18 protein-coding genes and 1 rRNA gene are annotated in these 18480 nt (G+C 54.9%); 17 read left to right on the top strand and 2 right to left on the bottom strand.

What is annotated here, in order from left to right; all coding sequences use genetic code 11:
- Positions 1–214 precede the first annotated feature (214 nt).
- The 7 genes from nadA (at position 215) to cysK (ending at position 7534) form a co-directional block, all read left to right on the top strand.
- Positions 215–1153 carry a quinolinate synthase NadA gene (gene nadA / locus D7Z26_RS25460; protein ID WP_120979856.1) on the top strand — a complete coding sequence of 313 codons (939 nt, stop codon included), beginning with the start codon at positions 215–217 and terminating at the stop codon, positions 1151–1153.
- A gap of 58 nt (positions 1154–1211) precedes the next feature.
- Complete coding sequence (gene nadB, locus D7Z26_RS25455) at positions 1212–2831, top strand: L-aspartate oxidase (protein ID WP_120979855.1); 1620 nt, start codon at positions 1212–1214, stop codon at positions 2829–2831.
- Positions 2824–3723 (top strand): carboxylating nicotinate-nucleotide diphosphorylase, encoded by a 900-nt coding sequence (gene nadC, locus D7Z26_RS25450; protein WP_120979854.1) that lies wholly within the window; start codon positions 2824–2826, stop codon positions 3721–3723. Before nadB ends, nadC begins: the two co-directional genes overlap by 8 nt.
- A complete protein-coding gene (locus D7Z26_RS25445; protein ID WP_120979853.1) occupies positions 3720–4484 on the top strand; it encodes a type III pantothenate kinase in 765 nt (254 codons plus the stop codon). The genes nadC and D7Z26_RS25445 overlap by 4 nt, the downstream gene beginning before the upstream one ends.
- Positions 4485–4578: 94 nt before the next feature.
- Positions 4579–5460 (top strand): Hsp33 family molecular chaperone HslO, encoded by an 882-nt coding sequence (gene hslO / locus D7Z26_RS25440; protein WP_120979852.1) that lies wholly within the window; start codon positions 4579–4581, stop codon positions 5458–5460.
- A gap of 30 nt (positions 5461–5490) precedes the next feature.
- The gene (locus D7Z26_RS25435) at positions 5491–6441 is read left to right on the top strand and encodes a peptidylprolyl isomerase (protein ID WP_120979851.1); all 951 of its coding nucleotides are present in this window, start codon (positions 5491–5493) and stop codon (positions 6439–6441) included.
- Between the two features lie 151 nt (positions 6442–6592).
- Positions 6593–7534, top strand: coding sequence for a cysteine synthase A (cysK, locus tag D7Z26_RS25430; protein WP_120979850.1), 942 nt, complete (start codon positions 6593–6595; stop codon positions 7532–7534).
- 78 nt (positions 7535–7612) lie between these two features.
- Here the strand turns inward: cysK and D7Z26_RS25425 are convergent, their stop codons facing one another.
- The gene (locus D7Z26_RS25425) at positions 7613–9136 is read right to left on the bottom strand and encodes a DHA2 family efflux MFS transporter permease subunit (RefSeq protein WP_120979849.1); all 1524 of its coding nucleotides are present in this window, start codon (positions 9134–9136) and stop codon (positions 7613–7615) included.
- A 4-nt stretch (positions 9137–9140) separates the two neighbouring features.
- Positions 9141–9674, bottom strand: a complete 534-nt coding sequence (locus D7Z26_RS25420; RefSeq protein ID WP_158602443.1) for a PadR family transcriptional regulator — start codon at positions 9672–9674, stop codon at positions 9141–9143.
- 176 nt (positions 9675–9850) lie between these two features.
- Between D7Z26_RS25420 and D7Z26_RS25415 the strand changes: the two genes are divergently transcribed.
- The 10 genes from D7Z26_RS25415 to D7Z26_RS25370 form a co-directional block, all read left to right on the top strand.
- Positions 9851–11425: an anthranilate synthase component I family protein gene (locus D7Z26_RS25415; protein WP_120979847.1), complete on the top strand. Its 1575-nt coding sequence runs from the start codon at positions 9851–9853 to the stop codon at positions 11423–11425.
- Entirely contained in the window at positions 11422–12003 is a 582-nt protein-coding gene (gene pabA / locus D7Z26_RS25410) for an aminodeoxychorismate/anthranilate synthase component II (RefSeq protein WP_120979846.1), read from the top strand. Before D7Z26_RS25415 ends, pabA begins: the two co-directional genes overlap by 4 nt.
- On the top strand, positions 12000–12887 hold the full coding sequence (pabC, locus tag D7Z26_RS25405; RefSeq protein WP_120979845.1) for an aminodeoxychorismate lyase: 888 nt from the start codon (positions 12000–12002) through the stop codon (positions 12885–12887). The genes pabA and pabC overlap by 4 nt, the downstream gene beginning before the upstream one ends.
- Positions 12884–13738, top strand: coding sequence for a dihydropteroate synthase (gene folP / locus D7Z26_RS25400; protein ID WP_120979844.1), 855 nt, complete (start codon positions 12884–12886; stop codon positions 13736–13738). Before pabC ends, folP begins: the two co-directional genes overlap by 4 nt.
- Positions 13739–13741: 3 nt before the next feature.
- Positions 13742–14134, top strand: coding sequence for a dihydroneopterin aldolase (folB, locus tag D7Z26_RS25395; protein ID WP_120979843.1), 393 nt, complete (start codon positions 13742–13744; stop codon positions 14132–14134).
- Positions 14135–14141: 7 nt separating this feature from the next.
- Positions 14142–14648 carry a 2-amino-4-hydroxy-6-hydroxymethyldihydropteridine diphosphokinase gene (folK, locus tag D7Z26_RS25390; RefSeq protein WP_120979842.1) on the top strand — a complete coding sequence of 169 codons (507 nt, stop codon included), beginning with the start codon at positions 14142–14144 and terminating at the stop codon, positions 14646–14648.
- 7 nt (positions 14649–14655) lie between these two features.
- Positions 14656–15684, top strand: coding sequence for a tRNA dihydrouridine synthase DusB (gene dusB / locus D7Z26_RS25385; protein WP_120979920.1), 1029 nt, complete (start codon positions 14656–14658; stop codon positions 15682–15684).
- A 194-nt stretch (positions 15685–15878) separates the two neighbouring features.
- Positions 15879–16355 carry a transcription elongation factor GreA gene (gene greA, locus D7Z26_RS25380; RefSeq protein WP_120979841.1) on the top strand — a complete coding sequence of 159 codons (477 nt, stop codon included), beginning with the start codon at positions 15879–15881 and terminating at the stop codon, positions 16353–16355.
- A gap of 100 nt (positions 16356–16455) precedes the next feature.
- On the top strand, positions 16456–17961 hold the full coding sequence (lysS, locus tag D7Z26_RS25375) for a lysine--tRNA ligase (RefSeq protein WP_120979840.1): 1506 nt from the start codon (positions 16456–16458) through the stop codon (positions 17959–17961).
- A 327-nt stretch (positions 17962–18288) separates the two neighbouring features.
- Positions 18289–18480, top strand: a 16S ribosomal RNA gene (locus D7Z26_RS25370); the annotation flags it as partial.

The following is an 18480-nucleotide window of genomic DNA, read 5'->3' as shown; positions in this document are numbered from 1 at the left end:
GCTTAATTGCGCAAGGCGGACACCCCGTTTGTCATGTCGGGCCGCAAGGCGAAAAAAGGGCGGTTATTCGGCGTAAGATGAATTGACAGCCTTACTTGGCAAGTGTAAATTAAGTGTTAATGAACGAAGTCCTTTTCGTCCACAATAATGACAGCAGTCCCACTATGTTTGTGCATACATTCACAAACTGCCGTACTCTAGGGAGGAGATCGACATGGAGGCTTTGGCGTTAGAGCGCAAGGCGGAACAGAACCGCGAGCTGCGCGAGCGGCTTATGCAGCTGAAGAAAGAACGGAATGCTATTATTCTCGCTCATTATTATCAGCGCGATGAAATACAGGAGGTTGCCGATTTCCGGGGAGATTCATTCCTGCTCGCTCAGAAGGCGGCTTCTACGGATGCGGACGTCATCGTTTTCTGCGGCGTTCACTTCATGGGGGAGAGCGCTAAGATTCTCGCTCCGAATAAGACGGTACTCGTACCGGACGAACGCGCGGGCTGTCCGATGGCGGATATGGTCAATCCGATCGGTCTCAAGGAATTAAAGGCGAAGCATCCGAACGCGAAGGTCGTTACGTACATTAACTCGTCGGCCGACGTGAAGGCGGAAACCGATATTTGCTGTACGTCCGCGAACGCGGTCAAGGTGGTCAACTCGGTCGACGCGGATGAAGTCATCTGGTGTCCGGACAAGAACCTGGGTCATTACGTTCAACAATTCACGGACAAAAAGATGATCATCTGGGAAGGGTATTGCAATACTCACGACATGCTTACGATTAAAGATGTCGAAGAGATGCGAGCCAAGCACCCGAACGCGCAATTCGTGGTTCATCCGGAATGCCGTCCGGAAGTGGTCGAGATGGCGGACTTCGTCGGCAGCACGACGGCGATCCTGAAATATTGCCGCGAGTCGGATCATCCGGAGTTTATCGTCGGTACGGAAGATGGAACCGGCTATCAATTACGACTGGACAGTCCGAACAAGACTTTCCATTTCGCTTCGAAATTCCTCGTCTGCCCGAACATGAAGGTCAACAACCTGAAGAAGGTCGTGAAATGCCTGGAGACGATGCAACCGCAAATCTACGTGCCGCAAGACGTTGCGGACAAAGCTCGTTTATCGCTGGAGCGCATGCTGCTGGTCAAGTAACCCTTGATCGCGAAGTAGCTTGCGCTACTCTCTTTTTGGAGTGGGGACGACATACCTTATGATTCCACGTTACGTTGTCGATTTTGATTTGGCTAAGCTTCCACGCATCGAGACGGATGTCATCGTGATCGGAGCCGGAATCGCCGGTTTGTTTACGGCATTAAAAGCAAGCGAGACGAAGCGGGTTCTGATGATTACGAAGAAATCGCTTTTCGATAGCAATACCCGTTATGCGCAAGGCGGCATTGCGGCCGTCATGTCGGACGACGATTCGCCCGATTTTCTCGCCCAAGATACGCTGATCGCCGGAGCAGGATTATGCGAAGCCTCGGCGGTTGACGTACTCGTGCACGAAGGCCCCGCGGGGGTTCAAGAACTCATTCGTTACGGAACCCTCTTCGATGAAGAAGATGGGCAGTTTGCCTTGACCAAAGAAGGCGCTCACAGCCAGAGGCGCATTCTGCATGCCAACGGCGACGCGACCGGATTCGAGATCGTGCGGGCTTTGGCCGAGGAAGTAAAAGCCAATTCGAAGATCGAGCTATGGGACGACCACTTCGTGCTCGATCTTCTGACCGAAGACGGCGAATGCCGCGGCGCCCACGTACAGAAGCCGGATGGCTCGAGAGTAGCGGTATTCGGGCAGGCGACGATCTTATGCACGGGCGGAATGGGTCAGTTATACCGCTATACGACGAACCCGGAAGTCGCCACGGGAGACGGGGTCGCGATGGCTTACCGTGCCGGCGCCGATATTCGGGACATGGAGTTTAATCAATTTCATCCGACGTCTCTGTGCTACCCGGGAGCGCCCCGGTTTCTGATCTCCGAAGCCGTTCGCGGCGAAGGGGCATACTTACGTAATATTCGCGGAGATCGCTTCATGGAAAACTACCATCCCCAGCTGGAGCTCGCTCCTAGGGATGTCGTTGCCCGCGCGATCGTCAACGAGATGGAAGCGACGAAATCTACTTACGTTTATATCGATATTACGCATGAAACTCCGGAGCTCATTAAGCACCGTTTCCCGACGATCTTCGAATTCTGCTTGAACTACGGGCTGGATATGACGACGGACTGGATTCCCGTTGCTCCGGCGGCTCATTATATGATGGGCGGAGTGAAAACCGACTTGCGCGGGGAGACGAGCATCCGTCGCCTTTTCGCTTGCGGAGAAGCATCTTCGACCGGCGTTCACGGGGCTAACCGACTCGCGAGCAACTCGTTGTCCGAGGCGATCGTGTTCGGCCAAAGGATCGTGGATACGATCAATCAGCTGCCGGAAGGCAAATCGGTCGCGGACGGAAGCGGTTCGAATTCGCAGCGGAACGCGACTCTGACCGGCGCTTTGATCGAACGCAGATTAAAGCTTCAGAAGAGCATGGTGCGTTATGCCGGACTTCACAGGGACCGGGCGGGATTGCTGAAGGGCTTGGAAGAACTGAAGAAGCAATTGCCATTATTCCAATTAAATCTGTCGAAACGGGAAGAGCTGGAATATGCCAACCTGCTGACTTGCGCTTTGCTCGTGACGGAGGCGGCATTGAATCGGGAAGAGAGCCGCGGAGGACATTACCGGGAAGACTATCCGCAGAGAGATGATCTGAACTGGCGCAAGCATACGATATTAAACCGAGAGAATGGCATAAGCACAGAAAGGGTCGACAACGATGTTTGAACGAGAGAGCGATTGGACGGTCGGCGGTCCCGCGGTTGAGACGGTAAAGGCTCAGCTGCGCGCATGGCTGTCGGAGGACATAGGCTCGGGGGACGTAACGACGATGGCGATCGTACCTCAAGGGCATCAATCGAGCGGTATTATTCACGCTAAGCAAGCCGGCATTCTCGCGGGCATTCCGCTGGCGAGACTCGTGTTCGAGGTGGTCGATCCTAGCTTGAGATTTAACGCTCAAGTAACGGACGGCACTACGGTGGCGAAGGGTACGGTACTGGCGATCGTGGAAGGCTCCACGCACAGTATTCTTACCGGCGAGCGATTGGCGCTTAATCTCCTGCAGCGGTTGTCCGGGATTGCGACGAAAACAAACGAATACGTAACTGCGGCCGAAGGGCAAAAAGCGAAGATCGCGGATACCCGCAAAACGACGCCCGGACATCGGACGCTCGAGAAGTATGCGGTAAGAGTAGGCGGCGGCGCGAATCATCGTTTCGGCCTGTACGATGCGGTCATGATTAAGGACAACCATATTAAGGCGGCCGGAGGCATTACGCCAGCCGTCCTAGCGGCGCGGTCCCGCATCCCGCACACGATGATGATCGAGGTCGAAGCGGAATCGCTAGCCCAAGCGGAGGAAGCGGTTCATGCCGGCGCGCACATCGTCATGCTGGACAACATGAGCCCGGAAGACATGGCGGTTGCCGTGAAGAAGATTCGCGAGCTGGCGCCTCATATCGTCTTGGAAGCATCCGGCGGCATCCGGCCCGATCGCGTGGCGGAAGTGGCGCGCAGCGGCGTGGATATTATCTCGGTCGGCGGACTGACCCACTCGTTCCAAGCGCTCGATATTAGCTTGGACTTGAACGAGAAGAAGGGGGCGGCGTCTTTATGATCTTGGTCGTGGACGTGGGCAACACGAATATCGTACTGGGTCTTTATGAAGGCCGTACGTTGTCGCATCACTGGCGCTTAAGCACGAATCGTTCCTCTACGGTGGACGAATACGGCATCCTGATCAGCAATCTGTTTCAACTGGCCGGCGTTCGGGCAGAACAAATAGAGGGCGTAATTCTTTCTAGCGTCGTACCTCCAATTATGCATACGCTTGAGCAGCTGTTCGTCAAATACGTCGGCAAACATGCGTTGGTCGTCGGCCCGGGCATTAAGACGGGCTTGAACATCCGTTACGAGAATCCCCGCGAGGTCGGCGCCGATCGTATCGTGAACGCGGTGGCGGGTATCGAGCAATACGGCACGCCTCTTGTCGTCGTGGACTTCGGTACGGCGACGACCTTCGATTATATCGACGGCACTGGCGCCTATTTGGGAGGAGCTATTGTGCCGGGAATTGGCATCTCCGCCGAGGCGCTGTACCAGCGGGCGGCGAAGCTGCCGCGGATCGAGCTGACGAAGCCGAAGGCGGTTATCGGCCGCAACACGGTGGCGGCTATGCAGTCGGGGATGATTTACGGCTATGCCGGCCAAGTGGACGGGATCGTCAGAAGAATTTGCAAAGAATTTAACGTGCAGCCTAGGGTTATCGCAACCGGGGGCTTGGCGGAATTGATCGCGGAAGAGTCGGAGACGATCGAGCTAGTCGATCCATTGCTTACGTTGGAAGGCTTGCGAATCGTATACGAACGAAACGGGTAATCTTAGGCAGCAACCATAATTCCGACAGATCGCCGTCCGACGGACGGCGATGTCGCATGATTAGGGGTAAGCAAGGAAAGGGGAAATTCGCCGGATGAAAGACGAAATTATTAGGGGTACCGCCTGGAATGGCGGCTTGCGCGTGTTCGCGGCCCGGACGACGGAATTGGTGTCGGAGTTGCAACGCAGGCAGGATACGTTCCCGACTGCAACGGCCGCGCTCGGCAGAACCGCGACGGTCGCTACGATGATGGGACTTATGCTTAAAGGCAACGAGAGATTGTCGGTTCAAGTGAAGGGCGACGGGCCGATCGGTCAGATCGCCGTCGACGCTAACGCAAAGGGCGAAGCGAGAGGGTATGTCGATCACCCTCACGTACATCTCCCTAGCAATAGCGAAGGGAAGCTGGATGTCGCCGGGGCGGTAGGCCGCAACGGATTTATTAACGTGACCAAGGACCTTGGGCTAAGGGAACCTTATCGGGGCAGCGTTCCGATCATCTCGGGTGAGCTCGCGGAAGACTTTACGCTATATTTCGCCGATTCGGAGCAGACGCCATCTTGCGTCGGTCTGGGCGTACTCGTGGATACGGACAATTCCGTGCTTCACGCAGGAGGCTTTATCGTCCAAGTGATGCCGGGGTTAAAGGAAGAACAACTCGTTCGCCTAGAGCGCGCGATTGCGGCCATGCCGCACGTAACGGCATTAATGGACCAAGGCGAAACGCCGGAAGGCATTTTGCGTTTCCTGGTTGGGGACGATATTACCGTTCATGAGATCATCGAACCCGTCTTCCGTTGCAATTGCTCGCGCGAACGTTTCGAGAAGGTTCTGATCACGCTCGGCCGGCAAGAGCTGAGAAACCTAATCGAGGAAGATGGCCAAGCGGAGCTTCACTGCCACTTCTGCAACGAGAAGTATTTATTCGATGCCGAGCAATTAGAGGCTCTGTATCGCTTAACGGATCGCGGCTAATCAAAGCGATAGCGGAGGGGATGATCATTCATGAGGGAGACGATACGGCAGAAGCCGCTCGTACTGCTGGCCCTCTTGGCAATATTGGCAATGATAACGGGGTGCAAATCGTCGGGAACATCCGCGCCTTCCCCATCTCCCGGTGGAACCGCGCCTCAAACCAATGCTACGGAGGACGATATCGTTGCGACGATCGAAGGTTCGTCTTTTTCCCGTCAGCAGCTGATCGACCGATTGCTTTCGACTTACGGCGCGCATACCCTTAGAAGCATGATGCTGCTTGAGGCCGTGAAGGAAGAGGCGAATTCGCTCGGAGTCGAAGTGACGGACGCGGAACTGGAGCAGGAGTTGCGTCAGATGAAGCAAGGATACGAGAGCGAAGAAGCGTTCTACCGAGAGATGGAGGAACAGCTCGGCATGAACCGGGAAGAGGTGCTGGAAGACGCCCGCTACCGGCTGCTGCTCGAGAAGCTATCCATTCGAGACGTCAAGGTGACGCCTTCGGAGATCGACCGATACATAGACGAGCATCGAGAGGATTTCGTTCCCCGAAGGCAATACCGCCTTTCCCAAATTATCGTGCAAACGAAAGGACAAGCGGAAGATCTGCTTGCCAGCCTTACGAAAGGCGCCGATTTCGCCGAGCTTGCCCGTACATATTCCGTGGATGAATTCACGGCGGACGAAGGCGGTGACGCCGGATGGATAGAAGCCGGCGATCCGTTCACGGATCCGGGAATCATGCAGGCGGCGACGGACATGCAGGTAGGGGACGTCACCGGACCCGTTAAGACCGATCAAGGTTATGCCATCGTGAAGCTCGAAGGCAGGAGCGAGATTAAAACCCGTTCGGAGTCGGAAATCCGTTCCGCGGCGGAGAGGCAAATCGCCTTAGGCAAAGCCGTTCCGATGAAGGATTTCGAACAATCGTTATTGGACAAGTACCATGCCGAAGTCAAGGATCGGATCCTCCGCCCTTAGGTAAAGACGAGCGCTGTAAAGGATTGGAACCAACTATTGACAATCGTCTTAACGGTTTGATAAGATGAAACCATATTAAAAACCTACTGATTTAGTCGGATTAACGTATCGAGCGGCACACGGCCGCATATCTTAGGAGGGAACATGTCTAATGGCTAAAATTGTTCAGAACGTCACTCAGTTAATCGGCGATACTCCACTCGTTCGTTTGAACCGCATCGTACCTGAAGGCAGCGCGGAAATCTACGTGAAACTGGAATACCAGAATCCGGGTTCCAGCGTTAAAGACCGCATCGCGATCAGCATGATCGAAGAAGCCGAGAAACAAGGCCTGATCAAACCGGGCGTTAGCACGATCGTCGAGCCTACAAGCGGTAACACGGGTATCGGTCTGGCAATGGTCGCAGCGGCCAAAGGCTACCGCGCGATTCTCGTTATGCCCGAGACGATGAGCTTGGAGCGTCGCAACCTGCTTCGCGCTTACGGCGCAGAGCTCGTTCTGACTCCGGGATCCGAGGGCATGAACGGCTCCGTTAAGAAAGCGGAAGAGATCGTGAAAGAAAACGCGGACTACTTCCTGCCGCAACAATTCAAGAACCAAGCGAACGTGAAAATCCACCGCGAAACGACGGGTCCGGAAATCGTCGAAGCGATTAACTCTTACGACGGCAAGATCGATGCGTTCGTCGCGGGAATCGGTACGGGCGGAACGATCTCCGGCGCCGGCGAAGTTCTGAAAGCGAACTTCCCGAACATCAAAGTCGTCGCGGTCGAGCCTGCGGCTTCCCCGCTCTTGTCCGGCGGCGGCCCTGGTCCGCATAAGATCCAAGGGATCGGCGCGAACTTTATCCCGGATATTCTTAATCGCGAAATCTACGACCAAGTTCTTACGGTCGAGAACGAAGAAGCGTTCGAAACCGCTCGCGCGGTAGCGAAAAAAGAAGGCCTGCTCGTGGGTATTTCCTCCGGAGCGGCAATCTTCGCGGCGCTTAAAATCGCCAAAGAACTGGGCGAAGGCAAACGCGTAGTCGCCGTAGTTCCTTCCAACGGCGAGCGTTACCTGAGCACGCCTTTGTTTAACTTCGATAACTAATTCCTGAATAGCGAACAGCCCTCGTCCAAGACGAGGGCTGTTTTGCGTCCACGGGGAACTTATACTAAATTACATAGCTTACAGATGAGCGGCGCTGGATTGGCTTTTTTTCGTCGTATCCAATCTGCTCACTCCTACGAACATGGCCGTAACTAAGCCAATGCTGCCAACGCAAATGCTGAGAATAAAGCCGTGATTAATGGCCGTTGCGAGCGCCTCCCGGAGGAACCTGCGGATTTGGGGATCAAGCTGGCCTCCCGCGCGCATCAGAAGCTCCGGATTGGCCAATTCTCCGATTTTGTTCGCGGGGATGCCGATCTTATCCGCCCCGGCGGAGATTAGCCGATGCAGGTTGTTGTTTACGATCGTCGCCATGATCGAAGCGCCCAATATTCCTCCGAGGTTACGCCAGAAGCCGACGATGGAAGAACTTACGCCCATGTACTTGGGATCGACGTTCGCGGCTACGGAGCTCTGCGCGACGCTCATTAACGGCCCGACTGCGCCGACGCCTAGCAGGATCATAAGCGCGATCATATAACCGTTGGAAGCATCGGGGCCGACGACGGCGAGCAATGAGGCAACGACGATGGTCATCAGCATCGTGAACAGCATGAGAGTACGGAAGGCGAATTTGGACTGCAAGAACCCGAACAGAATCGCTCCCACGATCAGCGAAGCCATCATGGGCGTTAAGACGCCGTTAGAATTGGTGCGACCCAACACCCCGACCGTAAAGAAAGGCAAATAGGTAATCGCCGAGAACATGATAACGCCCTGGCAGAAGCAAAGAATACTCGTTCCGAGCACCATTTTGTTCTTGAAGATGCTAAGAGGAAGCACGGGCTCAGGAGCGCGCAGTTCGACCGCGACGAAGAAGGCTCCGAAAATCGCGGAGATCGCGAACAAGCCGATTTCCTGCCAAGAGTTCCAAGCGTAATCTTTGCCGCCCCATTCCAGCGCGAGCATCAAGGAAACGGTCGTGACGATGAGGAACAGCGTTCCTAAATAATCGATTTTCGGTTTATGCTCCGAACGCGTTTCCTTTAAGGCAATGATCAATATGATCATGGAAGCCAGGCCGATCGGCACGTTAATGTAGAAATTCCATCGCCATCCCAGATGCTCGGCGATGAAGCTGCCCAACTGCGGGCCAGCAACGGAGGAAAGGCCGAAGATCGCCCCGAATACGCCCGACATTTTCGCCGCATCCTTCGGATCCTTGAAGATCGTGTATATGATGGTGAAGCTGATCGGGAACAAGGCACCGGAGCCGATCCCTTGAATGACGCGGAACCAGATGAGCTGATCGGCGTTCTGCGCGACTCCGCACAGGGCGGAACCGATCAGGAACATTCCGATCCCGATCAAATAGAACGTTTTTCTTCCGAACAGATCCGACATTTTGCCGAACACCAGCATCGTGCTTGTCGCCGCCAGCATATAGGCCGTAAATACCCAGCTGACTTTATCGAAAACGTTGAAATCCTCGCTTAACTTGTTGATGCACGAAGCGACGATCGTATTATCCAAGGACGACATCAACAAACCAAGCGCCATCGCGAGGATGATCAGCTTAGGTTTTGAACCCTTTCCGGTCATGGGATTACCCCTCTTCTCCATCTAATTGTTCCATGCGCACCAAGCCTTCGCGGACGGTTTCGAGCTTCGCGCTAAGCTCCTTGATGCCGATCTCGATGCAAATGACTTGAGCCGGATGCATCTCGTCTTTATATAGCGAGTATTTCTCCAGTAACCCCTCGACTTGCTTTTGCGTACTCGCTTCCGCTTCTCTTAACCAGGTCATCACGATGTCGTTGCCCGCGTAACCTCCGAAATAAAGCCTCATCAAGAAATCCGACTTTACGGCGTCCGACTCGACGGGACTATGCAGATAAGCGTTGAACTGCGCCCTTCCTTTCTCCGTGATGGTAAACACGTTTTTGTTCGGCTTGCCTTCCTGCAGCACGGTTTCCTTCGTAATCCACTCCTCTTTCTCCATCCGTTGCAGCATCGGATAGATCGTTCCGTAACTCGAGCTATAGAAATAAGCGAAAATATCCTCGTAGATCTGCTTGATCTCGTAGCCCGATAAGGAACGTTTCATAAGCATGCCTAGAATGACATCCTGACTGTTCATGTTGTTTCCTCCCTCCAGGGAATAATCAATTATATGACGATTCATAATATATCAGTCCAACATATAGCAAGTCAATATATGGGAATGAATTTTTTTCGATTCGCAGCCGGGGCAAGCAAGCCGATGGCATTTATGGTATCCTGCATATTAAAGAACATCGTCAGAGGAGCAGTCTAGTGGAAGTCATCGCATTAGAGCAGTGGTTACGGTGGAACGCCGATCGGGAAAAGGGATATACGTTGCTCCCCTACGTGCGGAAAATAGAGCTGGAATCGGGAGTGCTGCCGGAGTTTTGGGATCGGGCTTGGGCGACGGCGTCGTCGTACGCCTGCTTGCTCGAAAGCGGCAAAGGGGGCAGGTATTCGATCGTCGGCTTGCATCCGGTGTCGGTCATCGTCGGAGATGGCGATGGCGCGCAGGTGTTGGCCGTGGGCGGGAACGGCGAGGCGTGGACGGAGGTCGGCCGAACGGAGGGGCCGCCTTTAAGCGTTCTGCGGGAATGGATGCGTCCATGGAAAGGTCCGAGGCCGGAGGGGGTTCCGGACTGCATCGGAGGCGTATTCGGATATTGGAGCTACGATATCGTGCGCAGCTTGGAACGATTGCCTACGATGGCGCGAGACGATCTGGGACTTCCGGAATACGTATTCCAGCGTTTCGAAGAGTTGTGGATCGCGGATCATGCCCATAACGCCGTTTATTGCGCGGTTCACGCCCGGGTAGAATCGGGTATGGCGGATACGGAGTTACGACGATTGTATGAGGCGGCCGAAAGGCGCGCTTTGGAGATGGAGCAAGAATGGACGGACTGGCTCTCGGATGGCGCAAGCGAGGCGAACGTCGAACGCAAGCTCGAAATGCGGGCTCTGATGGAGCAAGACCGATTGCAGATCGACGTGGAAAGCTTGCCGGGTTTGGCTACGTCGATGAGCAAGGCCGAGTACGAGGATGCGGTTCGGAGCATTCAGAGGTATATCGGGCAAGGCGACGTGTTCCAAGTGAATCTCTCGGTAAGGCAGAGCCGCCCGATCGGCGTCGCTCCCGAGACTTTGTACGAATGGCTACGCGTCGTTAATCCGTCTCCTTACATGGGAATGCTGCGCGCCCCTTCTTTCGCGCTCGTGAGCGCGTCGCCGGAGCTGCTCGTAAAGCTGGACGAAGGACGCTTGTCGACGAGGCCGATCGCGGGCACTCGCCCTCGCGGGCGAACGCTTGAGGAAGATCTGGCCATGGAGGACGAGCTGCTGTCGAACGAGAAGGAGCGGGCGGAGCATGTGATGCTGGTCGACTTGGAGCGCAACGATCTCGGCCGGGTGGCGGAGTACGGCACGGTGAAGGTGCCGGAGCTCATGACGGTAGAGCGATACTCGCACGTCATGCACCTCGTGTCCCAAGTCGAGGGTAAGCTCGCGCGCGGAAGAGACGCGCTGGACGTTCTGGCCGCGGTATTCCCCGGGGGCACGATCACGGGAGCGCCCAAGATCCGCACGATGGAAATCATCGAAGAGTTAGAGCCGACCCGCAGAGGGCCGTATACGGGTTCGATCGGATGGATTGACTATGACGGGAATATGGAATTTAATATAATTATTCGTACGATCGCGGTTCACCAGGGGATCTGCCATATTCAAGCGGGAGCCGGGATCGTTATCGATTCCGTGCCGAAGCGGGAGTTTCAGGAATCCCTGAACAAAGCCAAGGCGCTTTGGAAAGCGGTGCAGTACAGCGAAGGGCAGGGAGATCGCTCATGATTCTGGTCATCGACAATTATGATTCTTTTACGTATAACTTGGTGCAATATCTCGGAGAGTTGGGCGAGGACATACAAGTGTACCGCAACGACGAGATCGATCTGGAGGGGATCGCCAAGCTGGCGCCCGACCACATCCTGATTTCTCCCGGGCCTTGCACGCCGAACGAAGCGGGCGTAAGCCTGGCGCTTCTGGAGCGATTCAAGGGGGAAATTCCGATATTCGGCGTCTGCTTGGGACACCAGGCGATCGGACAGGCGTTCGGCGGGGACGTCATTCGCGCGGACCAACTCATGCACGGCAAAACTTCCGAAATCAAGCACGACGGACGGACGGTCTTCGAAGGGCTTCCTTCCCCGTTCACGGCGACCCGTTATCATTCTTTGATCGTCAAACGCGACACGCTGCCGGACTGTCTAGAAATCAGCGCGGAGACGGAAGACGGCTTGATCATGGGCTTGCGGCATAAAGAGTACGTCGTGGAAGGCGTGCAATTCCACCCGGAATCGATCATGACCGACAACGGCCTTCGCATCCTGCGCAATTTCTTGAACCAGAAGTCGGGCGTGAGAGCATGAACTTCCTGTACAATGGACAAATAACTCGCCCCGAAGAAGCCGTGATCTCCGCATTCGATCACGGTTTTTTGTACGGAATGGGGTTGTTCGAGACTTTCCGCACTTACAACGGAGTTCCTTGGCTGTTGGACAAGCATGCCGCCCGGCTGGCACAAGGCTGCGAGCGGCTCGGGATTCGATATGTCCCGGATTTGGCGCATATGCGGAAGTCCGTCGCCGAATTGCTTGCGGCTAACGGTTTGGAAGACGGCTATATCCGATGGTCGGTGTCCGCGGGAGCGGGAGAGATCGGCTTGCCTGCCGATGCTTACGGCGAGCCGAACGAGATCGCGTACGCGAAGCCGCTGGCTCCGGACGATCCGTCCGCCCGCAAAGGCAAGACGCTGCGGCTGCTTCGCCTTCCCCGCAGCACGCCCGAGGGCGATATCCGGTTAAAGTCGTTTCATTATATGAATAATATTAACGCGAAGAGGGAATTAACTAGTTCGGGCGCAAGACCGGGAACGGAAGGGTTGTTCCTTAACCGGGAAGGGCATGTGGTCGAAGGAATGGTCAGCAACGTATTCTGGATCAAGGACGGCGTGCTCTTCACGCCCGCGGCATCGACGGGACCGCTCGAAGGGATTACGCGGGAATTCGTATTGGCATTAGCGACCGAAATGGGTATTCAAACAGAACAAGGCTCGTACGAATGGGATCGGTTGCTGTACGCCGACGAAGTGTTCCTGACGAATTCGATCCAGGAGATCGTCCCGGTGACGAAAGTCGAGAACGCCGAAGGACGGGGCCTGAATCCGGGAGGCTGCAACTCCGTCGGGGTCATCACCTATAACTTAATGCATGCATACAGGGAAGCTGGGGAAAGGAGCGCGCAACCGCAATGAAACCGACGATCTATGAGCGCTCGTACGCTTTGAGGGACGGAATGCGACTTGAACTGGGCGGTCGCACGCTCATTATGGGTATTCTTAACGCCACTCCGGATTCCTTCTCCGATGGGGGACGTTATGACGAAGTGGCGGCGGCCGTCGAACGGGCGAAGCAAATGGCGGCCGACGGCGCCGATATTATCGACATCGGGGGCGAATCGACGCGCCCTGGACATGATCCGGTACCGGTAGAAGAGGAGCTTCGGCGCATCTTGCCCGTCATTCGGGCGGTACGCGAGCATGTCCGCTTGCCGATCAGCATCGATACTTACAAGGCGGAAACCGCGAGGCAAGCGCTGGAAGCGGGAGCCGATATCGTGAACGACGTCTGGGGCTTCAAGCGCGACCCGGAACTTGCGGCAGTCTCGGCAGAATACGGTTGTCCCGTTATTCTGACGCACAACCGGGATAATCGCGACTATCGCGATTTCGTCCCCGACGTACTAGACGATCTAATGGAGAGCGTCGGGCTCGCGCGAGCGGCCGGCGTGCCGGACGATCGGATCTGGCTGGACCCGGGAATCGGCTTCGCCAAAGATCAGGACCAGAATCTCGAGATGATGGGCAGGTTAAGCGACGTGGTCGGCTTGGGCTTTCCGGTATTGCTCGGCACCTCTCGCAAAACGTTCATCCAGCGCACGATTGGCGTAACGCCGGGAGAAGCTTTGGAAGGCACGGGAGCGACGACCGCGCTAGGAATCGCTCAAGGCTGCCAGATCGTTCGGGTACATGACGTGCTTCAGATGAAGCGAATGGCGACGATGACGGATGCGATCGTGCATCGTCGGATAGGGAAGGGGAACTGAGACGTGGATCGAATGCTGCTGAAACGCATGGTGTTTTATGGATATCACGGGGTGTATCCCGAAGAGAATAAGCTAGGCCAGAAGTATTACGTCGATCTGGATCTCATCATGAATCTTCAACGGGCCGCGCAGAGCGACGACGTGGCCGATACGGTCAATTACGCGGAGATTCACGCGCTGGTCAAGGGGATCGTGGAAGGACCTCCGGTCAAGCTGATCGAGACGCTGGCCGAAAAGATTGCGTCGGCCGTACTCGGTACGTATACTAGTATCATCAAAGCAACGGTATCGGTTACCAAACCGAATCCGCCCTTCGATATAACCTTCGACGGAGTAACCGTGGAGTTCCGCAGACAACGGGACGCTAACGGTAACATCGTACCTGTAGAGGATTGAAATACGCGTGCAAGAAGCATACGTGGCGCTTGGCGCCAACTTAGGAGATCGCGAATCGTCGTTAACGGAAGCGGTGCGCAGGCTTGAAGCCGATTCCGAATTAGATGTCAGGCGCATCTCCGCGATCTACGAAACCGCGCCCTTCGGATATACGGACCAGCCTTCTTTTCTCAATATGGCGGTTTGCCTTCGTACGGAATTGACTCCTCTTTCCCTTTTGCGCCGGTTGCTCGCGATCGAGCAGGAGATGGGACGAGTCAGGGACGTACGCTGGGGACCGCGGAACATAGATTTGGATTTACTGGTTCATGGGGAAGCGTCGATGGATACGCCGGAATTAACTCTCCCGCATCCCCGAATGGGACAGCGGGCATTCGTGTTAGTACCGCTTAAAGACGTATGGGAAGCCGGGCGGCCTTTCCCTTGGGAAACGGAGCTGTCCGCGTTCTCTCTGCAAGAAGAAGGAATCGCTCGTTATGCCGATTGGGATGGCGGCGGGCTACGAAAGGAGTAACAAGAACATGCTTAAGATCGGGAACGTAACCATGAACAATAACGTCGTGCTAGCCCCGATGGCCGGCGTCTGCAATCCGGCATTCCGGCTTATCGCCAAGGAATTCGGCTGCGGACTCGTCTGCGCGGAGATGGTGAGCGACAAAGCGATATTGCACGGCAATCAGCGGACGCTCGAAATGCTGTTCGTGGACGAGCGCGAGAAGCCACTTAGCCTGCAAATTTTCGGCGGCGACAAGGAATCGCTCGTGGAGGCCGTGAAATTCGTCGACCAGAACACGAATGCGGACATCATTGACATCAATATGGGCTGCCCCGTGCCGAAAGTAACGAAATGCGACGCGGGAGCCAGATGGTTGCTCGACCCGAAGAAAATCTACGAAATGGTGTCGTATGCCGCCGATGCCGCGAAGAAGCCGGTTACGGTGAAAATGCGCATTGGTTGGGATGACGCGCATATTTATGCCGTGGAGAACGCGCAAGCCGTCGAACGCGCGGGCGGAGCCGCGGTCAGCGTTCATGGCCGTACGCGGGAGCAACTGTACACCGGAACCGCAAACTGGGACATTCTGCGCGACGTGAAGCAGGCGGTGAACATTCCCGTCATCGGGAACGGGGACGTATTTTCTCCGGAGGATGCCAAACGTCTGCTCGAGCATACGAATTGCGACGGCGTCATGATCGGCAGGGGAGCATTGGGCAACCCTTGGATGCTCTACCGCACCGTTCACTTTTTGACTACTGGAGAGCTTCTGGCCGATCCGTCTCCCGCGGAGAAAATCCGCATTGCCGTGCTGCACTTGGATCGTTTGTCCGATCTGAAGGGCGAGAACGTCGCGGTAAGGGAGATGCGCAAGCATCTGGCATGGTACTTGAAGGGACTGCCGGACTCGGCCGTCGTCAAAAATTCGATCATGGACCTGACTTCGCGTTCCGAAGTCGTCTCCATTCTGGACGACTACGTGAGAACGGTAGACGAATTGTTGCAACGGGATGCCGTGGGCGCTTCTGAATCGGGAGAAATTCTCGTACACTAAAATGAAGCGGTTTCATACGAAGGTTTTCCGCGAATTGACATTTTTTCGGGGTTGAAATATAATCAGTACCAATATTCGCCCAAGCTTCAGGAAAATCGTCGGTATACATCCATCACGATGTCATGTCAGCGGTGGCCGACCATATATTTGATTAACAAACCTGAAAATCTTTTCCATGACAGGAGATCGGTGAGATGAGCGACAAAGAAGTGCTTCTGACCCAGGATGGGCTAAAGAGGCTGGAAGACGAACTCGAGAACCTTAAATCCGTCAAACGCCGCGAAGTCGCGGAACGCATTAAGGTTGCCATCGGTTACGGCGATATCAGCGAGAACTCCGAGTACGAGGACGCGAAGAACGAACAGGCATTCATCGAAGGCCGCATTATCACGCTTGAAAAAATGCTGCGTAACGCGAGAATCATCAACAGCGACGAGATCGATCTGGAAACGGTCAGCATCGGATCCAAAGTCGTCGTAGAGGATTTGGAATTCGGCGATACGATGGAATACTCGATCGTGGGTACGGCTGAATCCGACCCTCTCAATAACAAGATCTCCAACGAAAGCCCGGTAGGAAAAGCGATTATCGGCAAGAAAAAGGGTACGACGGTAGAAGTGAGCGTTCCTGCGGGCATTATTCAATACAAAATAGTCGATATCAAAATGTAATTTACGATAACTGGCGGAGAAGCCGATCGAGGCAGAAAGAAAAGCTTCCTAAGGAAGCTTTTTTGCCTGTTAATGACGAGAAGTGAAGGGGCGCAATACGATGGAACATACCGAACAGCCGGAAACGATTGAGCTAGGCGAATTATTGCAAATCCGGCGCAATAAATTGGACGAGCTGAGGGCGCTGGGCGTCGATCCGTTCGGCACGAAGTTTAACCGCACGCACCAAGCGGGAGACATTCTGAAGGAATACTCGGACTTGTCCAAAGAAGAGCTGGAAGAGCGGGCGGTCGAAGTGAGCCTTGCGGGCCGCATTATGACCAAGCGCGGGATGGGCAAGGCTTCGTTCGCGAATCTGCAGGACCTCTCCGGCCGAATTCAGATCTATGTGCGCCAGGACTCCGTCGAAGAGAATAAATACAAGGCGTTCGACTTGCTCGATATCGGCGATATGATCGGCGTTAAGGGCGTCGTGTTCAAGACGAAGACGGGCGAGACTTCGGTGAAGGTTCTGGAACTCGAGGTGTTGACGAAATCCCTGCTGCCGTTGCCGGATAAATTCCACGGGTTGAAGGACGTGGAAACGCGTTACCGTCAGCGCTACGTGGATCTTATCGTTAATCCGGACGTTCAGAAGACGTTCATTACCCGTTCGCGGATCATTCAGTCGATGCGTCGTTATCTGGATAGCCGCGGCTACCTCGAGGTCGAGACTCCGACTTTGCACGCGATCGCGGGCGGCGCGGCCGCTCGTCCGTTCATTACGCACCATAACGCGTTGGATATGCAGCTCTACATGCGAATCGCGATCGAGTTGCATCTGAAGCGTCTAATCGTCGGCGGCATGGAGAAGGTATACGAGATCGGGCGGGTATACCGCAACGAAGGGATCTCGACGCGCCATAACCCGGAATTCACGATGATCGAATTGTACGAGGCCTATGCCGACTACGAGGACATCATGCGTTTGACCGAGGAACTGATCGCCCATATCGCGCAAGAGGTGCATGGAACGACGAAGATCATGTATCAAGGCCAAGAAGTAGATTTGACGCCGGCATGGCGCCGGGTGTCGATGACCCAGCTCATCCGCGAGACGGTGGGCGTAGACTTCGAGGTACAAATGACGGACGAAGAAGCGCACGCCCTGGCCAAGGAGCACAAAGTTCCGGTCGAGAAGCATATGACGTTCGGTCATATCGTCAACGCGTTCTTCGAGACGTTCTGCGAGCATACGCTCATTCAGCCTACGTTCGTGACGGGGCATCCGGTGGCGATCTCTCCATTAGCGAAGAAAAAGGAATCCGATCCGCGCTTCACGGACCGGTTCGAATTATTCATCGTAGCGAGAGAGCATGCGAACGCGTTTACCGAGCTGAACGATCCGATCGACCAGCGCGAGCGCTTCGAGTCGCAATTGACCGAGAAGGAAGCGGGCAACGACGAGGCGCACGAGATGGACGACGATTTCATCCGCGCGCTGGAATACGGCATGCCGCCTACCGGCGGACTTGGCATCGGGGTAGACCGTTTGGTCATGCTGCTGACCGACGCGCCTTCTATCCGCGACGTGTTGCTGTTCCCGCACATGCGCGACGAACAATAAGAGGCGCGATAGAGAAGCATTGAATGGCCGGTCGTTCGCCTGTGGCGGACGCCGGCTTTCCTTGTTAGTTGGCCCCGAAAACGATGTATTATATTTCCATTAAAAAAGGGGTTGCAAATGCCTAGGAGGCTGTGATATATTATTTAAGCCGCTTCAAGAGGGCGCACGACAAACAAGAAAAACGAAACACAAATTGTTCTTTGAAAACTGAACATTGAGCGTAAGAAACAAACAATCGTCGAGGTCGACTTTCGAGTCGGTGGAGACAAACCAGCAGTACAGATTGAGCCTCAAAAGGCTCTATGATAAGAAGCTTCGGCTTCAACTATTATGGAGAGTTTGATCCTGGCTCAGGACGAACGCTGGCGGCGTGCCTAATACATGCAAGTCGTACGAATCTAGAAGTTAGCTTGCTAACTTCTAGGTTAGTGGCGGACGGGTGAGTAACACGTAGGCAACCTGCCCCTAAGATCGGGATAACATTCGGAAACGAATGCTAAGACCGGATACATAAGTTGA

It is taken from the genome of Cohnella endophytica (assembly GCF_003628305.1).
Classification (GTDB): Bacteria; Bacillota; Bacilli; order Paenibacillales; family Paenibacillaceae; genus Cohnella; species Cohnella endophytica.
This window is presented reverse-complemented; position numbering and strand designations above follow the sequence as displayed.

Coding starts and splice junctions, on each gene's coding strand:
- nadA (WP_120979856.1), top strand. CDS start 215: ATGGAGGCTTTGGCGTTAGAGCGCAAGGCGGAACAGAACCGCGAGCTG.
- nadB (WP_120979855.1), top strand. CDS start 1,212: ATGATTCCACGTTACGTTGTCGATTTTGATTTGGCTAAGCTTCCACGC.
- nadC (WP_120979854.1), top strand. CDS start 2,824: ATGTTTGAACGAGAGAGCGATTGGACGGTCGGCGGTCCCGCGGTTGAG.
- D7Z26_RS25445 (WP_120979853.1), top strand. CDS start 3,720: ATGATCTTGGTCGTGGACGTGGGCAACACGAATATCGTACTGGGTCTT.
- hslO (WP_120979852.1), top strand. CDS start 4,579: ATGAAAGACGAAATTATTAGGGGTACCGCCTGGAATGGCGGCTTGCGC.
- D7Z26_RS25435 (WP_120979851.1), top strand. CDS start 5,491: ATGAGGGAGACGATACGGCAGAAGCCGCTCGTACTGCTGGCCCTCTTG.
- cysK (WP_120979850.1), top strand. CDS start 6,593: ATGGCTAAAATTGTTCAGAACGTCACTCAGTTAATCGGCGATACTCCA.
- D7Z26_RS25425 (WP_120979849.1), bottom strand. CDS start 9,136: ATGACCGGAAAGGGTTCAAAACCTAAGCTGATCATCCTCGCGATGGCG.
- D7Z26_RS25420 (WP_158602443.1), bottom strand. CDS start 9,674: ATGAACAGTCAGGATGTCATTCTAGGCATGCTTATGAAACGTTCCTTA.
- pabA (WP_120979846.1), top strand. CDS start 11,422: ATGATTCTGGTCATCGACAATTATGATTCTTTTACGTATAACTTGGTG.
- pabC (WP_120979845.1), top strand. CDS start 12,000: ATGAACTTCCTGTACAATGGACAAATAACTCGCCCCGAAGAAGCCGTG.
- folP (WP_120979844.1), top strand. CDS start 12,884: ATGAAACCGACGATCTATGAGCGCTCGTACGCTTTGAGGGACGGAATG.
- dusB (WP_120979920.1), top strand. CDS start 14,656: ATGCTTAAGATCGGGAACGTAACCATGAACAATAACGTCGTGCTAGCC.
- greA (WP_120979841.1), top strand. CDS start 15,879: ATGAGCGACAAAGAAGTGCTTCTGACCCAGGATGGGCTAAAGAGGCTG.
- lysS (WP_120979840.1), top strand. CDS start 16,456: ATGGAACATACCGAACAGCCGGAAACGATTGAGCTAGGCGAATTATTG.